We start from the raw sequence: 255 nt of genomic DNA, 5'->3' as shown, positions 1-255 counted from the left end.
TCCACCACATGGGCCAATAGCTCAGCTGGCTAGAGCACACGACTGATAATCGTGAGGTCGATGGTTCGAGTCCATTTTGGCCCACCATGTGATGAAAATCAAAGTTTCGGGAGACCGGGCTTTGAGGAACATCACCAAGACGTACCTTGAAAACTGAATAATAACTGCGAAACAAAGATTATAGTAAGTTCTTTTAAGAAATATTGCAATTTCAAAAGGAAGGGTAACAATAATCTTCGTTGGCAATAAGAGAGA

General features: G+C 41.6%; 1 tRNA gene. It reads left to right on the top strand.

Annotated elements, in window-relative coordinates:
* The first annotated feature begins 10 nt into the window (after positions 1 to 10).
* Positions 11 to 87: transfer RNA gene (locus P0G09_RS20820), tRNA-Ile, on the top strand.
* Positions 88 to 255: the final 168 nt, after the last annotated feature.

Origin of the sequence: Faecalibacterium sp. DFI.5.82 (genome assembly GCF_029076575.1) — a bacterium.
Lineage (GTDB): Bacteria > Bacillota > Clostridia > Oscillospirales > Ruminococcaceae > Faecalibacterium > Faecalibacterium duncaniae.
This window is presented reverse-complemented; position numbering and strand designations above follow the sequence as displayed.